The 22,961-nt window shown below is 71.6% G+C and carries 24 protein-coding genes; 14 read left to right on the top strand and 10 right to left on the bottom strand.

Annotated features, from left to right (window positions below; genetic code table 11):
• Positions 1 to 19 precede the first annotated feature (19 nt).
• The 4 genes from JW613_RS06980 to JW613_RS06995 all read right to left on the bottom strand — a co-directional run bounded on the left by JW613_RS06980 (position 20) and on the right by JW613_RS06995 (position 3,891).
• Complete coding sequence (locus tag JW613_RS06980) at positions 20 to 1,180, bottom strand: NAD(P)/FAD-dependent oxidoreductase (RefSeq protein ID WP_209209820.1); 1,161 nt, start codon at positions 1,178 to 1,180, stop codon at positions 20 to 22.
• A gap of 82 nt (positions 1,181 to 1,262) precedes the next feature.
• Positions 1,263 to 2,036, bottom strand: coding sequence for an amino acid ABC transporter ATP-binding protein (locus tag JW613_RS06985; RefSeq protein WP_280635106.1), 774 nt, complete (start codon positions 2,034 to 2,036; stop codon positions 1,263 to 1,265).
• Positions 2,033 to 2,983 carry an amino acid ABC transporter permease gene (locus JW613_RS06990; RefSeq protein ID WP_209209821.1) on the bottom strand — a complete coding sequence of 317 codons (951 nt, stop codon included), beginning with the start codon at positions 2,981 to 2,983 and terminating at the stop codon, positions 2,033 to 2,035. Before JW613_RS06990 ends, JW613_RS06985 begins: the two co-directional genes overlap by 4 nt.
• Positions 2,980 to 3,891 (bottom strand): ABC transporter substrate-binding protein, encoded by a 912-nt coding sequence (locus JW613_RS06995; RefSeq protein ID WP_209209822.1) that lies wholly within the window; start codon positions 3,889 to 3,891, stop codon positions 2,980 to 2,982. The genes JW613_RS06990 and JW613_RS06995 overlap by 4 nt, the downstream gene beginning before the upstream one ends.
• A gap of 130 nt (positions 3,892 to 4,021) precedes the next feature.
• Here JW613_RS06995 and JW613_RS07000 point away from each other — a divergent pair, with 130 nt between their 5' ends.
• Positions 4,022 to 4,975 (top strand): LysR family transcriptional regulator, encoded by a 954-nt coding sequence (locus tag JW613_RS07000; protein WP_209209823.1) that lies wholly within the window; start codon positions 4,022 to 4,024, stop codon positions 4,973 to 4,975.
• Positions 4,976 to 5,005: 30 nt separating this feature from the next.
• Here the strand turns inward: JW613_RS07000 and JW613_RS07005 are convergent, their stop codons facing one another.
• The gene (locus tag JW613_RS07005; RefSeq protein ID WP_099879635.1) at positions 5,006 to 5,377 is read right to left on the bottom strand and encodes a SchA/CurD-like domain-containing protein; all 372 of its coding nucleotides are present in this window, start codon (positions 5,375 to 5,377) and stop codon (positions 5,006 to 5,008) included.
• A gap of 262 nt (positions 5,378 to 5,639) precedes the next feature.
• Between JW613_RS07005 and JW613_RS07010 the strand changes: the two genes are divergently transcribed.
• The 11 genes from JW613_RS07010 to accC all read left to right on the top strand — a co-directional run bounded on the left by JW613_RS07010 (position 5,640) and on the right by accC (position 14,747).
• Complete coding sequence (locus JW613_RS07010) at positions 5,640 to 6,074, top strand: cupin domain-containing protein (RefSeq protein WP_209209824.1); 435 nt, start codon at positions 5,640 to 5,642, stop codon at positions 6,072 to 6,074.
• Positions 6,071 to 7,372 carry a beta-ketoacyl-[acyl-carrier-protein] synthase family protein gene (locus tag JW613_RS07015; protein ID WP_209209825.1) on the top strand — a complete coding sequence of 434 codons (1,302 nt, stop codon included), beginning with the start codon at positions 6,071 to 6,073 and terminating at the stop codon, positions 7,370 to 7,372. The genes JW613_RS07010 and JW613_RS07015 overlap by 4 nt, the downstream gene beginning before the upstream one ends.
• Complete coding sequence (locus JW613_RS07020; RefSeq protein ID WP_245225153.1) at positions 7,369 to 8,661, top strand: ketosynthase chain-length factor; 1,293 nt, start codon at positions 7,369 to 7,371, stop codon at positions 8,659 to 8,661. Before JW613_RS07015 ends, JW613_RS07020 begins: the two co-directional genes overlap by 4 nt.
• 12 nt (positions 8,662 to 8,673) lie before the next feature.
• Positions 8,674 to 9,153, top strand: coding sequence for an SRPBCC family protein (locus tag JW613_RS07025; protein WP_209209826.1), 480 nt, complete (start codon positions 8,674 to 8,676; stop codon positions 9,151 to 9,153).
• On the top strand, positions 9,150 to 9,611 hold the full coding sequence (locus tag JW613_RS07030; RefSeq protein WP_209209827.1) for an anthrone oxygenase family protein: 462 nt from the start codon (positions 9,150 to 9,152) through the stop codon (positions 9,609 to 9,611). Before JW613_RS07025 ends, JW613_RS07030 begins: the two co-directional genes overlap by 4 nt.
• A 26-nt stretch (positions 9,612 to 9,637) precedes the next feature.
• The gene (locus JW613_RS07035) at positions 9,638 to 10,390 is read left to right on the top strand and encodes an SDR family NAD(P)-dependent oxidoreductase (RefSeq protein ID WP_209209828.1); all 753 of its coding nucleotides are present in this window, start codon (positions 9,638 to 9,640) and stop codon (positions 10,388 to 10,390) included.
• On the top strand, positions 10,390 to 10,734 hold the full coding sequence (locus JW613_RS07040) for an antibiotic biosynthesis monooxygenase family protein (protein WP_209209829.1): 345 nt from the start codon (positions 10,390 to 10,392) through the stop codon (positions 10,732 to 10,734). The genes JW613_RS07035 and JW613_RS07040 overlap by 1 nt, the downstream gene beginning before the upstream one ends.
• The gene (locus tag JW613_RS07045) at positions 10,724 to 11,038 is read left to right on the top strand and encodes an antibiotic biosynthesis monooxygenase family protein (protein WP_099879622.1); all 315 of its coding nucleotides are present in this window, start codon (positions 10,724 to 10,726) and stop codon (positions 11,036 to 11,038) included. The genes JW613_RS07040 and JW613_RS07045 overlap by 11 nt, the downstream gene beginning before the upstream one ends.
• A complete protein-coding gene (gene accA / locus JW613_RS07050) occupies positions 11,035 to 12,720 on the top strand; it encodes an acetyl-CoA carboxylase carboxyl transferase subunit alpha (protein WP_209209830.1) in 1,686 nt (561 codons plus the stop codon). The genes JW613_RS07045 and accA overlap by 4 nt, the downstream gene beginning before the upstream one ends.
• A 141-nt stretch (positions 12,721 to 12,861) precedes the next feature.
• The gene (locus JW613_RS07055) at positions 12,862 to 13,401 is read left to right on the top strand and encodes an acetyl-CoA carboxylase biotin carboxyl carrier protein (RefSeq protein WP_209209831.1); all 540 of its coding nucleotides are present in this window, start codon (positions 12,862 to 12,864) and stop codon (positions 13,399 to 13,401) included.
• 2 nt (positions 13,402 to 13,403) lie between these two features.
• On the top strand, positions 13,404 to 14,747 hold the full coding sequence (gene accC / locus JW613_RS07060) for an acetyl-CoA carboxylase biotin carboxylase subunit (protein ID WP_307865818.1): 1,344 nt from the start codon (positions 13,404 to 13,406) through the stop codon (positions 14,745 to 14,747).
• Between the two features lie 77 nt (positions 14,748 to 14,824).
• On the opposite strand, the gene JW613_RS07065 is transcribed toward accC, so the two are convergent.
• From JW613_RS07065 to JW613_RS07085, 5 genes are all read right to left on the bottom strand, one after another.
• Complete coding sequence (locus JW613_RS07065; RefSeq protein WP_209209832.1) at positions 14,825 to 16,528, bottom strand: MFS transporter; 1,704 nt, start codon at positions 16,526 to 16,528, stop codon at positions 14,825 to 14,827.
• A gap of 74 nt (positions 16,529 to 16,602) precedes the next feature.
• Positions 16,603 to 17,835, bottom strand: a complete 1,233-nt coding sequence (locus tag JW613_RS07070; RefSeq protein WP_307843675.1) for a cytochrome P450 — start codon at positions 17,833 to 17,835, stop codon at positions 16,603 to 16,605.
• 115 nt (positions 17,836 to 17,950) lie between these two features.
• Positions 17,951 to 18,397, bottom strand: a complete 447-nt coding sequence (locus JW613_RS36290; protein ID WP_209209833.1) for a VOC family protein — start codon at positions 18,395 to 18,397, stop codon at positions 17,951 to 17,953.
• Positions 18,398 to 18,587: 190 nt separating this feature from the next.
• On the bottom strand, positions 18,588 to 18,989 hold the full coding sequence (locus tag JW613_RS07080; protein WP_180289600.1) for a VOC family protein: 402 nt from the start codon (positions 18,987 to 18,989) through the stop codon (positions 18,588 to 18,590).
• A gap of 104 nt (positions 18,990 to 19,093) precedes the next feature.
• Positions 19,094 to 19,780, bottom strand: a complete 687-nt coding sequence (locus tag JW613_RS07085) for an SDR family NAD(P)-dependent oxidoreductase (RefSeq protein WP_209209834.1) — start codon at positions 19,778 to 19,780, stop codon at positions 19,094 to 19,096.
• Positions 19,781 to 19,908: 128 nt separating this feature from the next.
• Here JW613_RS07085 and JW613_RS07090 point away from each other — a divergent pair, with 128 nt between their 5' ends.
• Positions 19,909 to 21,564, top strand: a complete 1,656-nt coding sequence (locus JW613_RS07090; RefSeq protein ID WP_209209835.1) for a multicopper oxidase family protein — start codon at positions 19,909 to 19,911, stop codon at positions 21,562 to 21,564.
• A gap of 128 nt (positions 21,565 to 21,692) precedes the next feature.
• Entirely contained in the window at positions 21,693 to 22,901 is a 1,209-nt protein-coding gene (locus tag JW613_RS07095; protein ID WP_209209836.1) for an FAD-dependent oxidoreductase, read from the top strand.
• Positions 22,902 to 22,961 lie beyond the last annotated feature (60 nt).

Genomic DNA, 22,961 nt, shown 5'->3' on the forward strand with positions numbered 1-22,961 from the left:
CAGGAGGGGAAGTGCCCTGTCAGGGGGAGGGAGGGCGGTGCCCACTCATCACCGCGAGACTCTCGTCGCGGACCGGGTGCGAGGTGTCGCGGTCGGGGCGGTAGGGGGCGAGGTCGGGGACGGGCGCCCGACCGGTGAGCTCCCGCGCGGCGAGCGCGCCGAGGAGGGGAGCGAGCGTGACGCCGCTGTGGCTGACGAGGGTGTAGAGGCCGGGGGCCCCCGGGTGCGGACCGGCCAGGGGGAGGCCGTCCTCGGGGACGGGGCGCACGCCGATACGGGTGCCGCCCAGGGCGCGGAAGGCCGGAAGGACCGCGGAGCACCGGGTGAGCAGCTGCGCCTCGGCGGGGACAGGGGTTGCCGAGGTCGGGTCGAGGAGGGCGTCGACGGGCCAGGAGATGGCGCAGGCCCGGTTGCCGGGGGCGGGGCGCAGATCGACGCCGGGGGTGGCGACGATGGCGCGCAACGGTTCGGGCAGCGGTGTGGACTCGCCCACCAGGCCGGGGATCTGCCGCAGCGGCAGCCGCACCCCGGCCAGTTCGGCGATGCGTCCGGCGTCCGGGCCCGCGCAGTTGACGACGTGCTCGGCCTCGAAGCGCCGGCCGCGCGCCTCGGCTCCGCACACGCGCCCGCCGTCCCGCAGCAGTGCGGTCACGGGGCTGTCGTAGCGGATGTCGGCTCCCAGGGCCGCGGCGCGATCCAGCAGGGTACGTGCCAGGAGGGGCGCGTCGTACCAGGCGGCGTCGTCGTGCACGACGAGTTCGGAGGCGCGGCAGGAGGCCGGGTCGACGCCGGGTGCCAGGGCGCTCAACTCGCCGGGGTCGGCGCTGCGGCAGGGGTGCCCCCACTCGGCGAGGCGCTGGGCACGTGCGCGGAGGGTGCGCTGTTCCTCCTCGCTGTGGCCCCATTGGACGAGCGGCGCGGGGTGGCGCCATCCGGCGTCCCGCCCGACGCCGAGTTCCGACTCCAGTTCGCGGTGGAGCGCGGCGCTGCGCTGGTTGAGCAGGAAGTAGGAGAGCGGGGTCTTCAGATGGGTGACGTCGATGGAGAAGGTGGCGCCGGAGGTGCCCGGCGTACGGCCTCCGGCGTCGAGCACGGTGACGCTGACGCCTGCCTCGGCCAGGCGGTGAGCGGTCGCGGCGCCCATCACTCCGGCACCGATGACGACGGCTCGGCTGGTCATGCGGAAACTCCCTCGGGGGGTGGCGGTGGGGCGCAGGGCGGGCGGTGGCCCTTGCGGGGTGGTCAGCGGATCTGCGGGGCGGTCACAGGACCTTGCTCAAGAACGCGCGGGTGCGCTCGTGTCGCGGTGCGCCCAGTACGTCGGCCGGTGTTCCGGTCTCCACGACGATCCCGTCGTCCATGAACACCAGGGAGTCGCCGACCTCGCGGGCGAAGCCCATCTCGTGGGTGACGACGACCATCGTCATGCCGTCCTCGGCGAGCGTCCGCATCACCTCCAGCACCTCGCCGACCAGTTCGGGGTCGAGTGCGGAGGTGGGCTCGTCGAAGAGCATCAGTTCGGGCTTCATGGCCAGGGCACGGGCGATGGCCACCCGCTGCTGCTGTCCACCGGAGAGCTGGGCGGGGTAGCTGTGCGCCTTGTCGGCGAGTCCGACGCGGGCGAGCAGTTCGGCGCCGCGCGCGTGTGCCTGCTCCTTCGGCTCCTTCCGGACCCGGAGGGGGGCCTCGACGACGTTGCCCAGCGCGGTCATGTGCGGGAAGAGGTTGAAGCGCTGGAAGACCATGCCGATGCCCTGGCGGCGGCGGGAGACGGCCTTTTCGCTCAGTTCGTGGAGCCGGCCGTCGCGCTCCTGGTAGCCGACCAACTCGTCGCGGACCCACAGCCGTCCCCGGTCTATGGTCTCCAGGTGGTTGATGCAGCGCAGGAAGGTCGACTTGCCGGACCCGGAGGGGCCCACCAGGCACATCACCTCTCCGGGTGCGACGGTCAGGTCGATGCCCTTGAGCACTTCGGTCCGGCCGAAGCTCTTGTGCACCCTCTCGGCTCTGATCAGCGGGGTCGTTGTGGTGGTCAACGTGCCGTCTCCTTGAGGTTCTTGCGGGCCGCCGCGCGCAGCCGCTGGAGCGGGGTGGGTGGCAGGTCGCGGCTGGCGCCGCGGCCGAAGCGGCGTTCCAGGTAGAACTGGCCGACGTTGAGCACGGAGGTCGCCACCAGGTACCAGAAGCAGGCGACGACCAGCAGCGGAACCTGCTGGAAGTTGCGCGAGTAGATGCCCTGGATGGAGGTCAGCAGCTCGGGTACGGCGATGGCGAAGACCAGCGAGGTGGTCTTGAGCATGGAGATCGCCTGGTTGCCGGTGGGCGGGATGATGATGCGCAGCGCCTGCGGCAGGACGATGCGGCGCAGCGTCTGCCCGCGGGACATGCCCAGCGCCTGGGCGGCCTCGTTCTGGCCGTCGTCGACGGAGGTGATGCCCGCGCGGACGATCTCCGCCATGTACGCCGCCTCGTGCAGTCCGAGGCCGAGCACGGCTGCGGTGAGCTGGGTGATGAGGGTGTTCGTGTCGGCCTGGACGAACGTCGGCCCCCAGGGGACGCCGAGGCCCACGGTGGGGACGATCGCGGACAGGAAGTACCAGAACAGCAGCTGGACCAGTAGCGGGGTGCCGCGGAAGACCCAGATGTAGCACCAGCTCAGCTGGGCCAGGATGGGGTTCGAGGACATCCGCAGGACGGCGAGGACGACACCGCCGACGACACCGAGCGCCATGGCGAGCGCCGTCAGCAGCAGCGTGGTCCGCAGCCCCTCCATGATCACCGGCGAGAAGAGGAACTCGCCGACGGTCCCCCACTGCATACGGGAATTGGTGATCCATCCCTCCAAGAGGAAGACCAGCAGGAAGGTCACCACGATCGCGGCGACGCGCAGCCCCGGACGGCGCTGTGGAACGGCGCGGACGGACTCGGCCGCACGGCCGGGGCCGGCGCCGCCGGAGCCGGCACGCACAAGGGTCTCGGTCATGCCGTGCCCCCGTTCACCGTGGCGCGCTCAAGGGCCCCCGAGCGGATGTTCCACTGCTTGAGGATCTTCGCGTAGGTGCCGTTGTCCATGAGTTTCTGCAGGGCACCGCGGATGGCCCGTACCAAGGTCCGCTCCTCCTTGTTGATCAGGATTCCGTACGGCAGGAAGCGGTACGGCTCGCCGGCCGTGCGGAACCTGCCGTGCGACATCTCCGCCTGGTAGACGACGGTGGGGGTGCCGCCGACGAACGCGTCGGCGCGGCCGGTGGACAGGGCCTGGAAGCAGCCCACGGAGTCGGGGAAGACCAGCTTCTCCAGCTCCGGCTTGCCGGCCGCCGCGCACTTCTTCGCCTGCGCCGTCACGTCGTCCACCTGCGAGGTGCCCTGCTCGACGGCGATCCGGCTGCCGCACATGCCGGCCAGCGAGTCGATGTCGTCGGCCGCCTTCTCGGAGGCCAGGATCGAGCTGCTGGTCTTCATGTAGTCGACGAAGGTGACCTGCTCCTGGCGCTCCTTCTTGTCGAGCATGGCCTGGATCGCCACGTCGTAGCGGTGGGATTTGACGCCGCCGATGATGCTGTCGAAGTTCGCCTGCACCAGGTGCACGCGGACGCCGAGGATCTGGCCGATCGCCCGGATCAGATCGGGTTCGGCGCCGATGACGGTCTTGTTGTCGATGTCCAGGAGGGACAGCGGCGGGTAGTCGTTGCCGACGGCGGAGGTGAGTGACCCTTTGTCGCGAATGTCCGCCGGGAGCAGCGAGCGGAGTGCGGGGTCGACGCGCTGGGTGGGCACCTTGGACTGGTTGACGGTCGCGGTGCCGCCGCAGGCCGTCGCGGTCGAGGTGAGCAGCGCCGCGAGCGCCAGGGGAAGTGCGGCGGCACGGGCCCGCGTATGCCTTCCGGGCACGGTGCCTCCCTTCTGCAGCTGCTGGTCAGGGCCGGGGCTGGGCTGGTGGACGCCCAATCTGCGGGATGGCGGAGGCCCAGGCAAGGTCAAAGAGAATGAACGTTGCCCAACAGAGTGTTAAGTTCAGCTGATGCTGACTCCGCCGCAGCTGCAGGCCATATGCGAGGTGGTCGCCGCCGGTTCCTTCCGTACGGCCGCCCAGCGCCTCGGCTACACGCCCTCCGCCGTCTCCCAGCAGATCTCCACCGTCGAACGCGCCCTGGGCGTGCAGCTGTTCGAGCGCTCACCGCGCAGCGTGCGGCCCACCCCCGCCGGGCTGCAGCTCGCCCGGCGCGCCGGACGTCTGCTGGCCGACCTGTCGGCGACGGAGAACGAGATGCGTGCCTACGCCGCCGCCGAGCGCGGACGACTGCGGCTGGGCAGCTTCTGGTCCGCGGGATTCCGGCTGGTGCCGACGGTGCTGACGGGGTTCCTCCGCGATCGGCCGGAGGTCGAGGTGCGCTACGAGGAGGGCGACCCGCAGGTCACGGTCCCCGCCGTGCTGGAGGGGCGGCTGGACCTGGCCGTGATCTTCGAGTACGGCGTGGTGCCGCACAACTGGCCCGAGGGCCTGGAGCACACACTCGTGCTGGAGGAGCCGCTCCACCTGCTTCTCCCCGCGACCCACCCCCTCGCCGGACGCCCGCATCTGCGCCTGGCCGAGCTGCGGGACGAGCGCTGGATCAGCTACCACGAGGACACCGACGCCGCGCGCTGTCTGCGTCACATCTGCGCCGCCGGCGGCTTCCTGCCCGAGGTGCTCTTCCGTACCAACGACTACAACCTGCCCTACGAACTGGTCCGGCAGGGGCTGGGCGTGGCCATCGCGCCCGAGCTCGCCGTGGTGGACGCCCCGAGCACGTCCAAGGCACCAGGGACGCGCCTGGTCCGGCTCACCGACCCCAGCCACACCCGTCGCGTCTACGCCACCCGACGCACCACCGATCCCAACCCGTTCCTCCCGCAGGCCCTCGATCTGCTGCACGCCGCCGCGGCCGCGCTCCCCGAACGGGACGAGCGGGAGTGCGGCACGGTGACCGGCTGAACGGCGGCGCAGCGGCGGCGAACGGTCTCGTCAGGCGGCGTCCCGGACCGACATCTGCGCCATACAGGTCAGCAGGGAGCGGCGGAAGGTGGCGACGAAGCCCTCGACGGTGTCGGTCGCGCGGGGCCGGGACAGATACGGGGCCAGCTTCTCCTCCACCTCACGCACTCCCGGCTGGGTCGCCATGTGCCGGGCGATGGCGTCCAGGTCGCCCTCGTACTCGATGACCCGCACCATCGTGTCGTCGCGGATGAAGACCGCGGTGGACAGGATGCGCGCCGTCTCGCCGCCCGACTCGTCCTGGACGACGGGTGAGCCGACCCGGCGGAAGTTGCCGAAGATCTCCGATATCTCCTTCTCGTACCCCGCCTTGATGTCGTAGGTGATGGCGGCGAACGGCATAGCTGCTCCTCGCTGGTCGCGAACACGGATCCCTGTGGGGCCATGTCGCCGCACTCCGCTCGCTGAGCGCTAGAGCGGTGCTGGGGGAGCGCCCCGTCGGGGGCGCGGGGAACTGCGCGACAAGCCACAACTCACCCGCAGTCCGGGGACCACGGACAGGGGCAGCCCCTCATCGGCATCAACGGCGGTTCGAGCGGACTTGTAGGCGCGGCTGCGACGGTGCACGGCGCTGCCAGCGACAGCCGATGAGGAGGCGGGGTCAGTGACCACCGAAATCACGCGCACCGTCCGGGTGCACGCCGACGACGTCGAGGCCAACACCCGGCGCGGCGGCGACATCAGGACCACGCTCAGCCCGAAGACCACGGGATGCACCAGCGGTTTCGGCGGGGTGCTGAGCCTGGAGCCGGGCGAACACGTCACCGAGCACTACCACCCCTACTCCGAGGAGTTCCTGCACGTCGTCACCGGCCGGCTGGAGATGACGATGGACGGCCAGGTCGTGCAGCTGGGCCCCGGCGACTCGCTGCTGGTGCCCATCGGGGTGCGCCATCGGCTGGTCAACACCGGCACCGAGAGCGCGCACGCCGCCTTCCACCTCTCGCCGCTGGCGCCCCGCCCCGACCTCGGACACGTCGACACCGAGAAGGTGGCACGGCCCGAGCAGCCCAACCCGTCGGTCGGCGGTGCCTCGTGACCCGTGACGCAGCGACCGGCCGCCGCGCCGTCGTCACCGGCGTCGGGGTGGTCGCACCCGGCGGGGTGGGTCGGGAGGCGTTCTGGAAGCTGCTGTCCGACGGCCGTACCGCCACCCGCCGCATCTCGCTGTTCGATCCCACCGGCTTCCGCTCCCGGATGGCGGCCGAGGCCGACTTCGACCCGGTCGCCGCCGGCCTCACCCCGCGGCAGATCCGCCGTATGGACCGGGCCGCGCAGTTCGCCGTCGTCGGTGCCCGGGAGGCCGTGGAGGACAGCGGCTACGACTTCGCCGCCGCCGACCCGGCCCGCACCGGGGTGAGCATCGGCAGCGCGGTGGGCTGCACCATGGGCCTGGAGGAGGAGTACGTCCTGCTCAGCGACGCCGGAAAGCACTGGCTGGTCGACCACACCTACGGCGTGCCGCATCTGTACGGCTACATGGTGCCCTCCACCCTCGCTGTCGAGGTCGCCTGGGAGGTCGGCGCCGAGGGCCCGGTGGCGCTCGTGTCCACCGGCTGCACCTCCGGGCTGGACTCCATCGGGCACGGCGTGCAGCTGATCGAGGAGGGCAGCAGCGACGTGGTGCTGGCCGGCGCCACCGACGCGCCGCTCTCCCCGATCACCTCGGCTTGCTTCGACGCCATCAAGGCCACCTCCCCCAACAACGACGACCCCGAGCACGCCTCCCGGCCCTTCGACGCCGAACGGGACGGCTTCGTCCTCGGCGAGGGCGCCGCCGTACTGGTGCTGGAGGAGAAGGCGGCGGCCGAGGCGCGCGGGGCACGGATCTATGGGGAGATCGTCGGCTACGCGGGCCGCAGCAACGCCTTCCACATGACCGGTCTGAAGGCCAACGGACGCGAGATGGCCGAGGCCATCCGGGTCTGCCTCGACCGCGCCCGGCTCGATGCGACGGCCGTCGACTACATCAACGCGCACGGCTCCGGCACCAAGCAGAACGACCGCCACGAGACCGCCGCGTTCAAGCGCAGCCTGGGCGAACACGCCTACCGGGTCCCGGTCAGCTCCATCAAGTCCATGGTGGGCCACTCGCTGGGTGCCATCGGCTCCATCGAGGTGGCCGCCTGCGCACTGGCCCTCGACCGGCAGGTCGTGCCGCCCACCGCGAATCTGCACAACTCCGACCCCGAGTGCGACCTGGACTACGTACCGCTCACCGCGCGCGAGCACCCCATGGACGTGGTCCTCAGCGTCGGCAGCGGCTTCGGCGGCTTCCAGAGCGCCACCGTGCTGGCCCGGCCCGGAGTTGTGGCCTACGAGGGGAGGTCCGCATGAGCCCCACCGCGACCACCGGGACGATGCCGGTCTCCGCGACCGGCGTCACCGCCCCGACCCGCGCCCCCGTCATCACCGGACTCGGCGTCCTGGCGCCCACCGGCATCGGCACCGAGGAGCACTGGCGCGCGGTGCTGGCGGGCCGCTCCGCCATCGACCGGATCACCCTCTTCGACCCGAGCCCCTACCCGGTGCGGCTCGCCGGCCAGGTACCCGGCTTCGAGGCGAAGGGGCGGGTGCCCAGCAGGCTCATCCAGCAGACGGACCGCTGGACCCATCTGGGGCTGGCGGCGGCGGAGGCCGCCATCGCCGATGCGCAGGTGACCCCCGCCGAACTGCCCGAGTACGAGATGGCCGTGGTCACCTCCAGCTCCTCCGGCGGCACCGAGTTCGGCCAGCACGAGATGGAGAACCTCTACCAGCACGCCCCCGACTGGGTGGGCGCCTACCAGTCCATCGCCTGGTTCTACGCGGCCACCACCGGCCAGGTCTCCATCCGGCACGGGATGCGCGGCCCGTGCGGTGTGCTGTGCTGCGAACAGGCCGGTGGGCTCGACGCCATCGGCCAGGCCCGGCGGCTGATCCGTACCGGCGCCAAGCTGGTGATGACCGGCGGCACCGACGCCTCGCTGTGCCCCTACGGGCTGACCGCGCAGCTGACCACCGGGCAGCTGTCCACCGTGCAGGACCCGGCGCGCGCCTATCTGCCGTTCGACGCCGACGCCTGCGGCTATCTGCCCGGCGAGGGCGGCGCGCTGCTCGTCGTCGAGGACGCCGAGGCGGCCGAGGCCCGCGGTGCCGCGCACATCTACGGCCGGGTGCTGGGCTACGCCGCCGGCTTCGACCCGCCGCCGGGCTCGGAGCGCGGCCCGGTGCTGGGCCGTACCGTCCGCTCCGCGCTCGCCGACGCCCGGCTGGACGCGGCCGACGTGGACGTCGTGTTCGCCGACGCGCTCGGCGTCCCGGAGGCCGACCGCGCCGAGGCCGAGGCGCTGACCGAGGTGTTCGGGCCGCGCGGGGTGCCCGTGACCGCCCCCAAGACGCTGACCGGACGGCTCTACGGCGGGGGAGCGGCACTGGACGCGGCCACCGCGCTGCTCGCACTGCGCGACCAGACCGTCCCGCACACCGCGGGCCCGGCCGCGGCAGCCCCCGGATACGAGATCGACCTGGTGCTCGGCGAGCCCCGCCCGACCGAGCTGCGTACCGCTCTGGTCGTCGCCCGCGGCCACGGCGGCTTCAACGCCGCACTCGTGCTGGGACACGCGCAGCAAAACCGCGACAAGTGAGGAGGGACCGCCATGGCGGGCCACACCGACAACAGCATCGTCATCGACGCGCCGCTGGAACTGGTCTGGGACATGACCAATGATCTCGACTCCTGGCCCCGGCTGTTCAGCGAGTACGCGTCCGTCGAGGTGCTGGAGGACAAGGACGGGGACAGCGGCCGGGAGATCCTCTTCCGGCTCACCATGCACCCCGACGAGGACGGCAACGCCTGGAGCTGGGTCTCCAAGCGGATCCCCGACCCGAAGACCCGCCAGGTGCGGGCCCACCGCGTGGAGACGGGGCCCTTCGAGTACATGAACATCTACTGGGAGTACCTGCCCGAGGGCGACGGCACCAAGATGCGCTGGGTCCAGGACTTCCATATGAAGGAGGCCGCCCCCGTCACCGACGAGGGCATGACCGAGCACCTCAACCGCAACACCGCCATCCAGATGAAGCTCATCAAGGAGAAGGTCGAGGCGGCAGCGAAGGCAGCGGCGGGGCGGCAGTGATCGAGTATCTCGCCCCGCTCGTCGTCCTGTTCAACGGGCTGGCCGCCGGGGTGCTGTTCGGCACCCAGCTCGGCGGCTGGCCGCTGCTGGCGGCGCTGCCCGCCGACCGGTATGTGCACGCGCACGCGTTCTTCGCCACCCGCTACGACCCGGCCATGCCGATCTGTCTGCTCGGCACCCTGGCCGGGGACAGCTGGCTGGCGGCCGTCAGCCCGCACCCGGGGGCCCGCGGCCTGTTCGTCGCGGGCGCCGTACTGGCGGCGGTCACCGTCGTCATCTCGCTCACCAAGAACGTCCCGGTCAACAAGTGGGTGCGCACCCTCGACCCGGACAACCTGCCGGCCGACTTCGCCGACCGCGATCCGCGCCGGCACTGGGGTGCCTGGAACCAGCGCCGCAGCGCGCTGACCGTCCTCGCCCTGGTCGCCAACTGTGCGGCGCTCACGCTGCTGCTGTGACCTACGAACCGCTTAAGGAGACACTCATGGATCTCGGCCTCAAGGGCAGGAAAGCCCTGGTCACCGGTGGCACCAGGGGAGTGGGGCGGGGCATCGTGCTCGCCCTGGCCGAGGCCGGCGCCGACGTGCTGACCTGCTACCAGACCGAGAGCGAGGCCGTCGCCTCGCTCCAGGCGGCGCTCAAGGAGACCGACGGCGACCACCATGTGGTGCGCGCCGACGTCTCCGACCCCGACAGCGTCGGCGCCCTGATCGCCGAGGCCCGCACCCGCTGGGGCCACCTCGACCTGGTCGTCAACAACGCGGGCGCCATCAGCCACATCCCCTACGCCGAGCTGCCGCTTAAGGAGTGGCGGCGCATCGTCGACGTCAACCTCACCGGTGTCCACCTGGTCATCCAGGCGGCGCTGCCGCTGATGGGCGAGGGCTCGTCGGTCGTCAGCATCGGCTCCAAGGCCGTGGAGGCGGGCATCCCGCTGCGCTCCCACTACACCGCCACCAAGGCCGCGCTGGTGGGGCTGAACCGCTCGCTGGCCAAGGAGTTCGGCAGCCAGGGCATCCGCTTCAACATCGTCGCGCTCGGCGTCATCGAGACGGAGAACCTGCACAAGATGCCCGAGGACCAGCAGAAACTCATGATCGAGCGGTACAGCGCCAAGACCGCGCTGGCCCGGCTCGGCACCCCCGAAGAGGTCGCCGGCGCCGTCCTGTGGCTGGCCAGCGACCTGTCCCGCTATGTCACCGGCGCCACCATCGGCGTGGACGGAGGAATCTCCTGATGACCACCGAAGCACAGCGAGAGGGGCAGTTCCGGGTGCTGCTGCGGATGCAGATCAACCCGGGCATGGAAGCCGACTTCGAGAAGGTGTGGCGCGGCAGCACCGAGGCGGTCACCGGCCACCCCGCCTGCCTGGGCCAGTGGCTGTCCAAGTCGGCCGACGAGGAGTCCACCTACTACATCGTCAGCGACTGGGTGGACGAGCCCGGCTTCCGCGAGTTCGAGACCAGCGACGCGCACCTGGCCCACCGCGAGCGGCTGCACCCCTACCGCTCCCAGGGCTCCTTCAACACGATGACGGTCGTCGCACACGTACCCGGCAAGGCGGACACGGATGCCCGCTGAGGTCCGTGTACTGGTGTACCAGGCGGCGTACGACGACGAGCAGTTGGCCGCGGTACGCGACGCGTACCACCTGGTCAGCAAGCGGATGGCGCAGGTTCCCGGCATGCTCGGCAACGAGCTGCTGCGCTCGCCCGCCGACCCGACCGCGCTCGTCGTCGTCAGCCGCTGGTCGGACATGGCGGCCTTCCGCGCATGGGAGGAGGGCGCCACCCACAAGGACGACACGGCCCCGCTGCGCCCCTACCGGGACACGCGGCCGACGGTGCCGTTCGGCATCTACGAGGTGGACGCGGAGTACAGATGACGACTTCCCCCAGGCCGCCGGGCCACGCACCGGCCCAGGAACAACCCTCCTGGGTCTCGTGCACCAACTGCCGCTCCCTGGTCTACGGCAAGCGGTACCAGCGGCTGCTGCACGTGTGCCCCGAGTGCGGGGCACACGCCCGCCTGGACGCACCCGCGCGCATAGCGCAACTCTTCGACGAGGGCAGCGTCCAGTACCTCGACATACCCGCGACCCAGCACAACCCCCTCGACTTCGTGGACCAGCGGCCGTATGCCGAGCGGCTCCAGCAGGCCCGCCACCGCACGGATCAGCACGACGCCGTGCTGGCCGTGCGCGGACGCATCGAGGGACGGCAGCTGACGGCCGCCGTCATGGACTTCCGCTTCTTCGGCGGCAGCCTCGGTGTGGCGGCGGGCGAGGCGATCACCACCGCCGCCGAGAACGCGCTCCGGGACCGCACCCCGCTGCTGCTGGTCACCGCTTCCGGCGGCGCCCGTATGCAGGAGGGCGCGCTCTCGCTGATGCAGATGGCCAAGACCAGCAACGCGCTGGCCGAACTGGACGAGGCCGGGCTGCTGACGGTCACCCTGGTCACCGACCCGACCTACGGCGGGGTCGCCGCCTCCTTCGCCACGCTCTCCGACGTGGTGGTCGCCGAACCGGGCGCCAGGATGGGCTTCGCCGGGCCGCGCGTCATCGAACAGACCATCCGCCAGCAGCTGCCCGACGGCTTCCAGACCGCCGAGTTCCTGCGCGACCACGGCCTCGTGGACGATGTGTGGGAGCGCGGTGAACTGCGCGCCCGGCTCGCCCGGCTGCTGGCCGTGTCCACCGGCCCGGCGGCGGAGTGGGGGAGCGGCGAGGTGGATCCCGTCGTCCGCGACAGCCAGCTGCTGGACCAGCTGCCCGCCTGGGACTGCGTACAGCTCGCCCGCGAGGCCGGCCGGCCCACCGCCCTGGAGCACATCGGGTACTGGCTGGACGGCTTCGTCGAACTGCACGGCGACCGGGCCGGCGAGGAGTGCCCCGCGATCGTCGGCGGGATCGGCTGCCTGGACGAGCTGCCGGTCATGGTCATCGGGCACCAGAAGGGCCACACCACCACCGAACTGGTGGGCCGCAACTTCGGGATGCCCACACCCGCCGGCTACCGCAAGGCGGCACGGCTGATGCGGCTGGCGGCCAAGCTGCGGATTCCCGTCGTCACCCTCATCGACACCCCGGGCGCCTACCCGGGGCTGACCGCCGAGGAGAAGGGCCAGTCCGTCGCCATCGCCGAGAATCTGCGGCTGATGGGTTCGCTGCCGGTGCCGGTCGTCGCCGTGGTGACCGGCGAGGGCGGCAGCGGCGGCGCTCTCGCGCTGGGCGTCGCCGACCGGGTGCTGATCTGTGCGAACGCGACCTACTCGGTGATCAGCCCGGAGGGCTGCGCGGCCATCTTGTGGAAGAACGCCGCAGAGGCGGCTGTCGCCGCCGACGAACTGGGCCTCGACGCCGCTTCGCTGCTGCGGCTCGGCGTGGTGGACGGGGTGATCCCCGAGCCCGAGGGCGGCGGCCATATGGATACGGCCACCCTCAGCGACTCCGTGCGGAGGGCTGTTGTCGCCGCCTTGCGCGAGCTGCGCTCCGCGCCGGACGGGGAGTCGGTGGCTGCACGGAGGCGGCGCTTCCGGGCCTTCGGACTCGCGGAGGGCCCGTGAGGTCCGGCGAGGCGGTACCCCTGTCCGTTCGCTGCCGGCCGCCCATCCTCGTCCAGCCTCCGGCCGGGAGGTGCCCCCAGGGCGCAGGGCCGGCAAGCGCAACCCCCATGCCGGGTACGCATTACCGATCGAGAGGCACTCATGAGTGAGCTCACCCGAACACAGGGCTCCGACGACACCTTCGCGGGGCTGGACTACGACAACAGCGGGCTGGCGCTCGCGGACATCTGCCGGAGCATCGCGGAAGTGGTCCGGGTGGGGCCGGACAAGCCCCGCAGGGTCCGCGTCGCGCTCGGCGCGGCCAGCGTCGAGGTCGAATGGGAGGGCGACCGAGGGCCGGCCGCCCTGGTCGGCCCGGCCCCCCAGGAGGGAACCGGCGCCGCGGGGGGCGCCGGAGAGCAGATCCTGGAGGGGCACCGCGAGTGTGCCCCTCTCGTCGGTACCTTCTACGCCGCTCCCGCCCCCGGCGCGCCGCCCTTCGTACAGCCGGGCGATCATGTGGAGAAGGGGCAGCAGCTCGGCATCATCGAGGCGATGAAGCTGATGAACCCGCTGGAGGCCACCCGGCCCGGGCGGGTCGTGGAGGTGCTGGTCGGAGACGGCGAGCCGGTCGAGTACGGCGAGCCGCTGGTGCTCCTCGACCCCGACCCGGCCGCGGACGGTACGGACGAGGGGGCCTGACCGTGGGATTCGGCACCGTCCTGGTGGCCAACCGGGGTGAGATCGCGATACGCGTCATGCGGACCTGCCGCGAGCTGGGCATCCGCACCGTTGCCGTGCACTCGACGGCGGACCAGGACAGCAGCCATGTGCGCGCTGCGGACGCCGCGGTGCAGATCGGCCCCGGGGCGCCCCGCAAGTCGTACCTCTCGGCGCCCGCCGTGATCGAGGCGGCGCTGCGCACCGGGGCCGACGCCGTGCACCCCGGCTACGGGTTCCTCTCCGAGGACCCCGACTTCGCCGAGATCTGCGCGGAGAACGGTCTCACCTTCATCGGCCCGCGCCCCGAGGTGCTGGCCAAGCTGGGGGACAAGGCCGTGGCCAGGGCGCTGATGACGGACGCGGGGCTGCCGGTGCTGCCCGGCAGCCCCGGCACCGTCGACAGCGCCGCCGAGGCGTCCGACCTGGCGTCCCGGATCGGCTACCCGCTGATCATCAAGGCGGCGGCGGGCGGCGGCGGCCGTGGAATGACCGTCGTACGGCACGCCGCCGACCTGCTGCCCGCCTACCGGCAGACCCGGGCGACCGCGCAGGCCGTCTTCGGGGACAACCGCGTCTACATGGAGCGGTACTGCGACAGCGCCCGGCACATCGAGGTCCAGGTGCTCGCCGACGGGCACGGCACCGTGCTGCACCTGGGCGAGCGGGACTGCTCCGTGCAGCGCCGACACCAAAAGCTCGTCGAGGAGAGCCCCGGGCCCGGGCTGCACCCGCAACTGCGCTCGGCCATGGCCCGCGCCGCGGTGCGCGGGGCCCGCGCCATCGGCTACACGGGCGCGGGCACCTTTGAATTCCTGGTGCACGACGAGGGCTTCTCCTTCATGGAGATGAACTGCCGCATCCAGGTCGAGCATCCGGTCACCGAGGCGGTGTACGGGGTCGACCTGGTCCGCGAGCAGATCCGGGTCGCCTCGGGCGAGGCGCTGCGGATGACCCAGGAGGACCTGGTGCCCCGCGGGGTGGCCGTCGAGTGCCGGGTCAACGCCGAGGACCCGGCGCGGGACTTCGCGCCGGCACCGGGCACGCTGGAGGAGTTCGTACCGCCCGGTGGGCCGTTCGTCCGTGTGGACACCCACGGCCGGGCCGGGTGGAAGGTGCCGCCGCAGTACGACTCGCTGCTGGCGAAGGTCGTCTGCTGGGCGCCCGAGCGCGACGAGGCCCTGGACAGGATGGACCGGGCGCTGGCCGAGTTCCGCATCGCCGGACCGGGAGTGCACACCACCATCCCGCTGCTGCGCGAGATCGTCGCCGACCCGGTCTTCCGCGCCGGCCGGCACATCACCTCCTTCCTCGACACCCGCGACTGACGGCATCCCCCCGGGCACGAACTCGGCCCCGGCCCTGATCCCAGGGCCGGGGCCGAGTTCATGCCCGGGGAGCGGCGCTAGCTCTTGGCCTCCCGCGCCTCGCTCTCCTCGCCCCAGCTCTCATAGCCGCGCACCTCGCGCGGCATCGTCTGGGCGAGCAGCGCGACGACGGCCAGGCCGCCGACCGTGAACCATACGAAGCGCCCGAAGGTGTCGGTGAACATCTCGGCGCGGCTGGCGTCGACCGCCTTGTCCACGGCCTGCCGCACCTCGGGATCGCTGCCGGCCTTCTCGAACACCGGGCCGCAGCTGGCCGGCTGCTCGTCCGGGTTCTCCTCCTTCGCGTAGTCGAGGAAACAGGGGCGCAGCTGCGCCGTCAGCTCCCGCGCCTCGGCGGCCGGGGTGCCGGCGGCGATCAGCTGGGTGCGCAGTTGCTTCTCGTGGCCGTCGTAGGCGTCCGGGGCGGCGGCGGCCAGCGGCGTGAACAGCAATACGCCCAGCAGTGCGGCACCGGTCGCGTTGCCGAGCTGTACGGCGGCGCTCAGCGAACCGGAGGCGGCACCGGCGTCCCGGCCCGCCACATGGGCGCCCGCGACGGTGAAGGCCGGGCCGATGACGCCGCCCATGCCGATGCCCGCCAGGAACAGGCCGGGGGCCAGCTCCCACCAGCTCGCGCCCGGTCCCAGGGCCAGTGCGAACCACAGCATGCCCGCGGCCATCACCAGCGCGCCCGCGGTGAGCAGATGCCGCCCCAGCTTTCCGACCAGGCCGTCGGCCGCACCGGAGGTGAGGCCCGCGCCGATCGCCCACGGCAGGAACAGCAGACCGGTGCGCATGGCGCTGTAGCCGAGGCCGATCTGCAGGGTGAGCGAGATCGCCAGGAAGAAGCCGATCATCGTCGCGTCGAAGACGAACAGCACGACGGTGCCCGCGCTGAACCCTGGCTGTCCGAACAGCCGCAGTGGCACCAGCGGGGAGTCGTCGCGTCGCTCCTTGGCCCGGGCGTGCAGCGCGTAGCCGACCATCACGAGCGGCGCCGCGACCAGCGCGACGACCATCCAGGCGGGCCAGCCGCTGGTACGCCCCTGCACCAGCGGATACAGCAGGAGCAGCAGGCTGACACTGACCAGGACGACGCCGAGGATGTCCATCCGCAGCGGGAAGTCCGACTTGGTCTCCGGCACCAGCAGCCAGGCGGCGAACAGCGCGGCCACCCCGATGGGCACATTGACGAGGAAGACCGCGCGCCAGCCCAGCCCCAGCACGTCGTAGGCGACGAACACGCCGCCGAGCAGCGGCCCGGCCACCGCGGCCAGCCCGGTCACGGCGCCATAGGCGCCGCTGGCGCCGCCGCGCTCGTTCCCCGGGAAGATCGCGTAGACCGTCGCCATGATCTGCGGCACCATCAGCGCCGAGGCGATGCCCTGCACCGCGCGCGCCGCCACCAGCACCTCGACGTCGGGTGCGATACCGCACAGCAGCGAGGAGAGCGTGAACAGTCCGATGCCCAGCAGGAAGATCCGCTTGCGGCCGTAACCGTCGCCCAGGCGGCCACCGGTGATCAGCCCCAGACCGAAGGCCAGGGTGTAGGCGGTCACCACCCACTGGGAGGCCGCGTAGCCGGCGTCCAGGTCACTGCGGATGTCGGGTAAGGCGATGTTGACGATCGTGACGTCCAGCAGGTCCATGAAGGCCGCGGCGAGCAGCACCCCGAGCGCCAGCCAGCGCTTGGGGTACGGCCCGGCCGCCGGGGTCACCGAGTTGTCCGCTGTGGTGGTCATGTCTCCAACTCCGCACTGTCGGTGCTATGAGGTTGTGGGCGGTCGGGGTTGCCGGGCGGGTCATGGGCGGGCCGTCACCAGGCGACCGGCAGCTCGTCCAGACCGCGGATCAGCGACCCCGTACGCCAGGTGAGGTCCTCCTCGGGCACCGCCAACCGCAGGCCGGGGAAGCGGTCGAGGAGCGTGCCGAGCGCGATGTGCAGCTCCATCCTGGCGAGTTGGGCGCCCAGGCAGAAGTGGGCGCCGTGCCCCATCGCCAGATGGTGGTTGGGCTCCCGGTGGAAGTCCAGCTCGTCGGGGTGGTCGAAGGCGGCCGGGTCACGGTTGGCGGCCCCCAGGTCCACGATCACCGCCTCGCCCGCGGCCACCGGCACCCCGTGCAGCACCGTGTCCTCGGTGACCAGACTCGCGAACGCCGAGCCGGCCCCGGTGGGCACGTACCGCAGCAGCTCCTCGACGGCCCTGGGCCACAGCTCGGGGTGTTCACGCAGCTCCTGCGCGCGTGCGGGGTTGCCCAGCAGCACATAGGTGAAGTTGGTGATCTGGTTCAGCGTGGTCTCGTGGCCGCCGATCAGCAGTGCGACGCCCAGCCACACCAGTTCCTGCTCGCTCAGCTTGTCGTCGTCGTCCCGCGCGGTCACCAGGGCGCCGAGCAGATCGTCGGTCGGGTCGGCGCGGCGCTCGGCGACCAACTGGGCGAAGTAGCCGAAGAAGTTGCCCATCGCGGCCTTGACCTCGTCCGAGTCGAAGGCCGTGGTGCCCATGATCCCCTCGGTGAAGGCGCGGAAGTGTTTCTCGTCCTCCACGGGCACGCCCATCACCTCGCAGATCACCCGCACCGGCAGCGGCACGGCCAACTGCCGCACCAGGTCGGCGGGAGCGCCGTGCGCCACCATGTCGTCCAGCAGCTCGTCGACGGCCTTCTGGATGCGGGACCGCATGGCCTCCACCCGGCGGGCCGTGAACGCCTTGCTGACCAGGCGACGCAGCCGGGAGTGCTCCGGCGGGTCGAGCGTCATGATCGTTCCGGCGGGAGGGGGTTCGGGCAGCAGCCGGGGTATCGCCGGGTTCTCCGCCGCGGCGGCCCGGCTGACGGCGGGGGAGGACATCACCTCGCGCACCGCCTCGTAGCCGGTCGCCAGCCACGCTGTGCCGCCGTGCGGCATCGTCACCCGGGTGAGCGGGGACTCGGCGAGCAGCCGGGCGTAGCCCGGGTGCAGGTCGAGTCGGGTGGGCTCGCCCAACGGGTAGGCGAGCGGCGGCTGTTCCCGCCGGGCTGCGGGCGGCTGCGGACCTGTCGTGGTCACACCTGGCTCCCTTCGAAGGCTCTTCTCTCGTGCGGAGGTCGCAGCGATGTGACCGGTCGCACCGGCCAGCGTCCCAGCCGCGCCTCGAGTCCGGCTCGAGCGCGGCAGGACCGGGTCATGCGCCGCTCCACCCGAAGTCGTGGTTGCTGTGCGTGGTGATCTGCACGTAGTTGCCCTCGGGGTCGGTCACATAGGCGTGCCGGTCCCCCCAGGGTTGGTCGCGCGGCTCCAGTACGACCGGGGCGCCGGCCTCCCGGAGCGCGCCGACGGTCTTGTCGACGTCCTCGACGATGACGGTGATGTCGAACCGGTGGCTGCCGGACGTTCCGATGCCGGACAGCCCCGTCGAGCCGCGGACGGCTGCCGCGTCGGCCAGCGTGAGGTGGAAGGCGCTCCACTTGAGGGTGATGAACACCGGCTCCTCCTTGGTGGGGAACCGGTACGTCTCCATGAAGCCGATGGTCCGGTAGAAGGCCGCCATGGCCTCGATGTCGTCGGTGAACAGGGTGGGCTGGCCGGCCCGGATGTCGTCGGCGTCGGCCGCTGTCTCGTCCCCTGGCACGGTGGATACCTCCTGCAGGTGTGGTGTGGGCCGGTGCGTGGCGGGCCGCGCCCGCCGACGACTCCGCCGGACCCTCCGCTGTGCGGTCGCGCGCTGTTGCGGCGGAGGACATCTCCGCCGCAACAGCGGTCGGCCACGACGGCGCGGGTCCGGCGGGATCGTCGGGAGCTGCGACAACCGCGTCGGGTCGTCAGTTGTTCGGCGGCGGGGGCTGGACCTCGGGGGTGCGCTCACCGATGTTGAAGAGGGTGCCCAGCGGGTCCTTGAAGTCCGCCGACAGCCCCCAGTGCTCCTCGGTGATGTCGTTCGCGATCTCGACCCCGCGCGACCGCAGCTCGGCTACCGTTTTGTGGATGTCGTCGCAGTAGAACGCCGTGTGCGAGCGCTGCCCGGCCGTGCTGGGCATGCCCTCGGGGCGCTGTGCCAGGATGAGGATGGCCCGCTTGTCGGGGGTCACCACCTCGACCCATCCCGCACCCGGGCATTCCTCGGAGTCCAGGTGGAGCCCGAAGCCCATGGTTCCGGTCCAGAACTCCTTGGCCTTCTGCTGGTCGTCCACGAAGATGAAGATCTTGTTCACGCCGTTGATCACTGGGAGTACCTCCGCAGGGCTGGGATGCGCTGTCGTCCCCAGGAGTAGCCAGCGGCCCTCGAAGATGTCTGGGGACGCGGTCGCGGGGCCCGCCGACGGGCACGTCACCAGCCGATGACGGCGTCCCGCCGCAGGAAGACCCCCGACGGGCCGTCGTCGGGCAGCGTGGCGGCGCGGACGATGTGCTCGGCGGCCTGCTGCGGCGACTGCTCGGCGTCGGGCCGCATCCGGGAGCGGACCAGCCCGGGGTTGATCGCGTTCACCAGCACGCCCGTGCCCTCGGTCTCCCGGGCGAGCAGTACCGTCAGCGCGTTGAGCGAGGCCTTGGAGACGGAGTAGGCGGGGCACGCGCCCGGCAGCCCGAGGGCGAACGAGGCGGTACCGCTGGAGATGTTGACGACCCGCCCCCAGGCCCTGCGCACCATGTCCGGGACGAATGTCTGCGCCATCCGCCATGCGCCCAGCAGGTTGACCTCCAGCGTGCGGTCGACCAGCGCCAGCTCCACACCGGTGGGCTGCTCGCCCCAGTCGAGCTGCACCCCGGCGTTGTTGACCAGGATGTCGACCGCGCCCACCGCCGCGCGCAGCTTTGCCACCGCGTCCGGATCGGTGACGTCCACGGTGGCGCCCCTCGCCCCGTCGCCCAGCCGCTCGGCGGCGGTCCGGGCCTCGGCGCCGTTCCGCGCCGCGACGATCACCCGGTGCCCGCGGGCGTGCAGCAGTGCCGCGACGGCGTACCCGATGCCGCGATTGCCGCCGGTGACCAGAGCAGTCCTGCAGACCTCCGCCATGGGATCGCCCTCTCGCCTGTCTTCGGGAGCGGCAGCATGCCGCGCCCTGGTGGAGCCGCGCTCGACCGGACGGGTGTCAAGTTCACGGTCACCAGCGGGTGTTGAGCGACGTTGGGCATGATGGACCGATGAACAGACCGCCGCACAGCGCGACCCCCGACCCCTCCGGCGCCGATCGGTCCGGCTCCGGTGAGCACACCGGAGAGCAGGACGGGCCGCCCGTCCCAACCCGCCGGAGAGTCGTCCGGCGCCGCATCCTGATCACCACGGGTTCGCTGCTGGGCCTGGGCGCGCTGACCGGAGGCGCGTACGGCGTCAACTACGCGTTGGTCTACCGCGACCGGAAGCTGTCCAACGTCGGCGAGCTGGACTTCCGCAACCCGGTGGCCGTACCGCGGCTGCTGGAGCCGGAGAAGGACAAGCGCGGCAGGCGCCACTTCACCCTGAAGGCACGCACCGGCACCAGCAGCCTCGTACCCGGCAAGAAGACACCCACCTGGGGCATCAACGGGCCGTTCCTCGGCCCGACCCTGCGTGCCCGGCGCGGCGACACCGTCTCCGTCACCTTCAGCAACGGGCTGCCCGAGACCACGACGCTGCACTGGCACGGCATGCATCTGCCCGCGGAGTTCGACGGCGGGCCGCACCAGGCCGTCGCACCGGGCGAGGTGTGGCGGCCCAGCTGGCGCCTCGATCAGCCCGCGGCGACCCTGTGGTACCACCCCCACCCGCACGGCAAGACCGCCGACCACGTCACACGCGGCATCGCGGGTCTGTTCCTGATCGAGGACGAGCACTCCCAGGGCTCCGGCCTGCCGCACACCTACGGTGTGGACGACGTACCGCTGATCCTCCAGGACCGCGCCTTCCAGGACGACGGCTCGCTGTCGCTGCGCGGCGTCTCCTTCCTGGAGGAACTGGCCGGTGCCGGCTCCCTGGGCGTCCTCGGCGACAACATCTTCGTCAACGGCACCGCCAACCCCCATCTGAAGGTCACCACCCGGCTGGTGCGGCTGCGCGTGCTGAACGGGTCCAACGCGCGCGTCTACAACCTCGGCCTCACCGACGGCCGCGCCTTCCACCTGGTGGCCCAGGAGAGCGGCCTGCTGCCGGCCCCCTTACGGCTGCGCCGGCTGCAGCTGGCACCCGCCGAGCGCGCCGAGATCGTGGTGCCCTTCGAGCCGGGCGAGAAGACGGTGCTGCGCAGTTACCCGCCGGATCTCGGTGTGGGCTTCCCCAACGGGCGGCTGGACGGCGGCGAGGACACCTTCGACCTGCTCCAGTTCCGCGCCGCCGAGAAGCTGCGCGGCTCCGGCGAGCTGCCTACCGAGCTGCCCGGAGCCCCCGAGCCGGTGAAGGCGTCCGACTCCGCGCGTACCCGGAAGTTCGAACTGTCCGGCATCCAGATCAACGGTCGGTCCATGGACATGAACCGCATCGACCAGGTCGCGCCCGCCCGCGCCGTCGAACTGTGGGACGTCCAGGGCATCGACGGCGTGCCGCACTCCTTCCATGTGCACGGCACCAGCTTCAGCGTCGTCTCCTACGACGGAGGACCCGTGCCCGAACGGCTGCGCGGCCTCAAGGACACCGTCTATCTGCGCCCGCAGGAGACGGTACGGCTGGCCGTGCCGATCCCCGAGTACGTCGACCCGGCCACGCCCTACATGTTCCACTGCCACATGCTCAAGCACGAGGACCAGGGGATGATGGGCCAGTTCACCGTCGTCAAGCCCGGAACCGAGCGCTCGGCTCCGCGCCGCGTACCGGGCGGCCACCACTAGCGCTCTTCCGGTGAGGGGGTGCCCCTGACGGGGCGCCCCGGCGTTCGAGCGGTCCGCAAGTGCTCTTTCCTACGCTCCGCGCACGTGGCAGAGGCACTGCCCGATCGTGACGAGAGGCGAGGACTCGCATGGGTAACCCACAAGCGCCAGGGTCGAAGGAGCAGCGCAGGGCGCTGCTCATCGGCTGCGGGATCGCCGGCCCGGTGCTGGCTCTCTTCCTCCAGCGGATCGGTGTCGAGGCCGTCATCCATGAGGCGAGCGAGGAACCACGCGACGACGTCGGCGCCTTCCTCAACCTCGCCCCCAACGGCCTCGCGGTGCTGGAGACCCTCGGCATCAGGGACAATGTGGAGCGGTACGGATCGCCGACGACCAGCACCGCCTTCCTCAACCACCGCGGCAAGCAGCTCGGCGAGAACCCGGCGGAGACGCTGCTGCTCAAACGCGGTCTGCTGAACAAGGGGCTGCGCGAGGCCGCCGTCGAGCGGGGCATCACCGTCGAGTTCGGGAAGTTCTTCGAGAGCGTGTCCGAGACCGGGGACGGCGTGACCGTGCGCTTCCGCGACGGCACCACCGCCGAGGGCGACTTCATGGTCGGCTGTGACGGCATCCACTCCAAGTCGCGGTACTCGGTGCTGCCGAACGCCCCCAGGCCGACGTACACCGGCGTCATCGGCACCGCCGGCTACACCCGCTCCCGGTACGGCGCGCCCGAGGACGGCACGATGCGGATGTCCTTCTGCCTCGACGGCTTCTTCGGCCACCAGACCACACCCGGCGGGGAGATCTACTGGTTCGAGAACTACCACCAGTCCCGCGAGCCCGCCCGGGGCGAGATCGAGGCCGTCACCCATGAGGAGTGGCAGCGGCGGCTGCTGGCCAAGCACCGCAAGGACCACTACCCGGTGCCGCAGCTGATCGAGGACACCCCGGCCGGCATCATCGGCTACCCCATCTACGACATGCCGTCCCTGCCGACCTGGTACAAGGGGCGGGTCTGTCTGGTGGGGGACGCGGCGCACGCCACCTCGCCGCACGTCGGGCAGGGCGCCTCCATGGCGATGGAGGACGCGATCGTGCTCGCCAAGTGCCTGCGGGACCTGGACGCCCCGGAACGGGCCTTCGCCGCCTACCAGGACATTCGCAAGGGCCGCGTCGAGAAGATCATCAAGGAGGGGCGCAAGACCGGCAACCAGAAGGCCGCCGCCAACGGCTTCCAACGTGCCGTGCGCGATCTGGTGCTGCCCTTCTTCCTCAAGCTCGGCGTCAAGGCCACCGAGCCGGTCTACTCCTACCGCGTCCCCTGGGACGAGCCGGTGACACCCGCCCGCGTCTGAGCACCACCCTCCACCGCCCAGCACCGAGGGGCGCGCCCGCTCAAGGGTGCGCCCCTCGCG

This window comes from Streptomyces smyrnaeus (assembly GCF_017676345.1).
GTDB lineage: Bacteria > Actinomycetota > Actinomycetes > Streptomycetales > Streptomycetaceae > Streptomyces > Streptomyces smyrnaeus.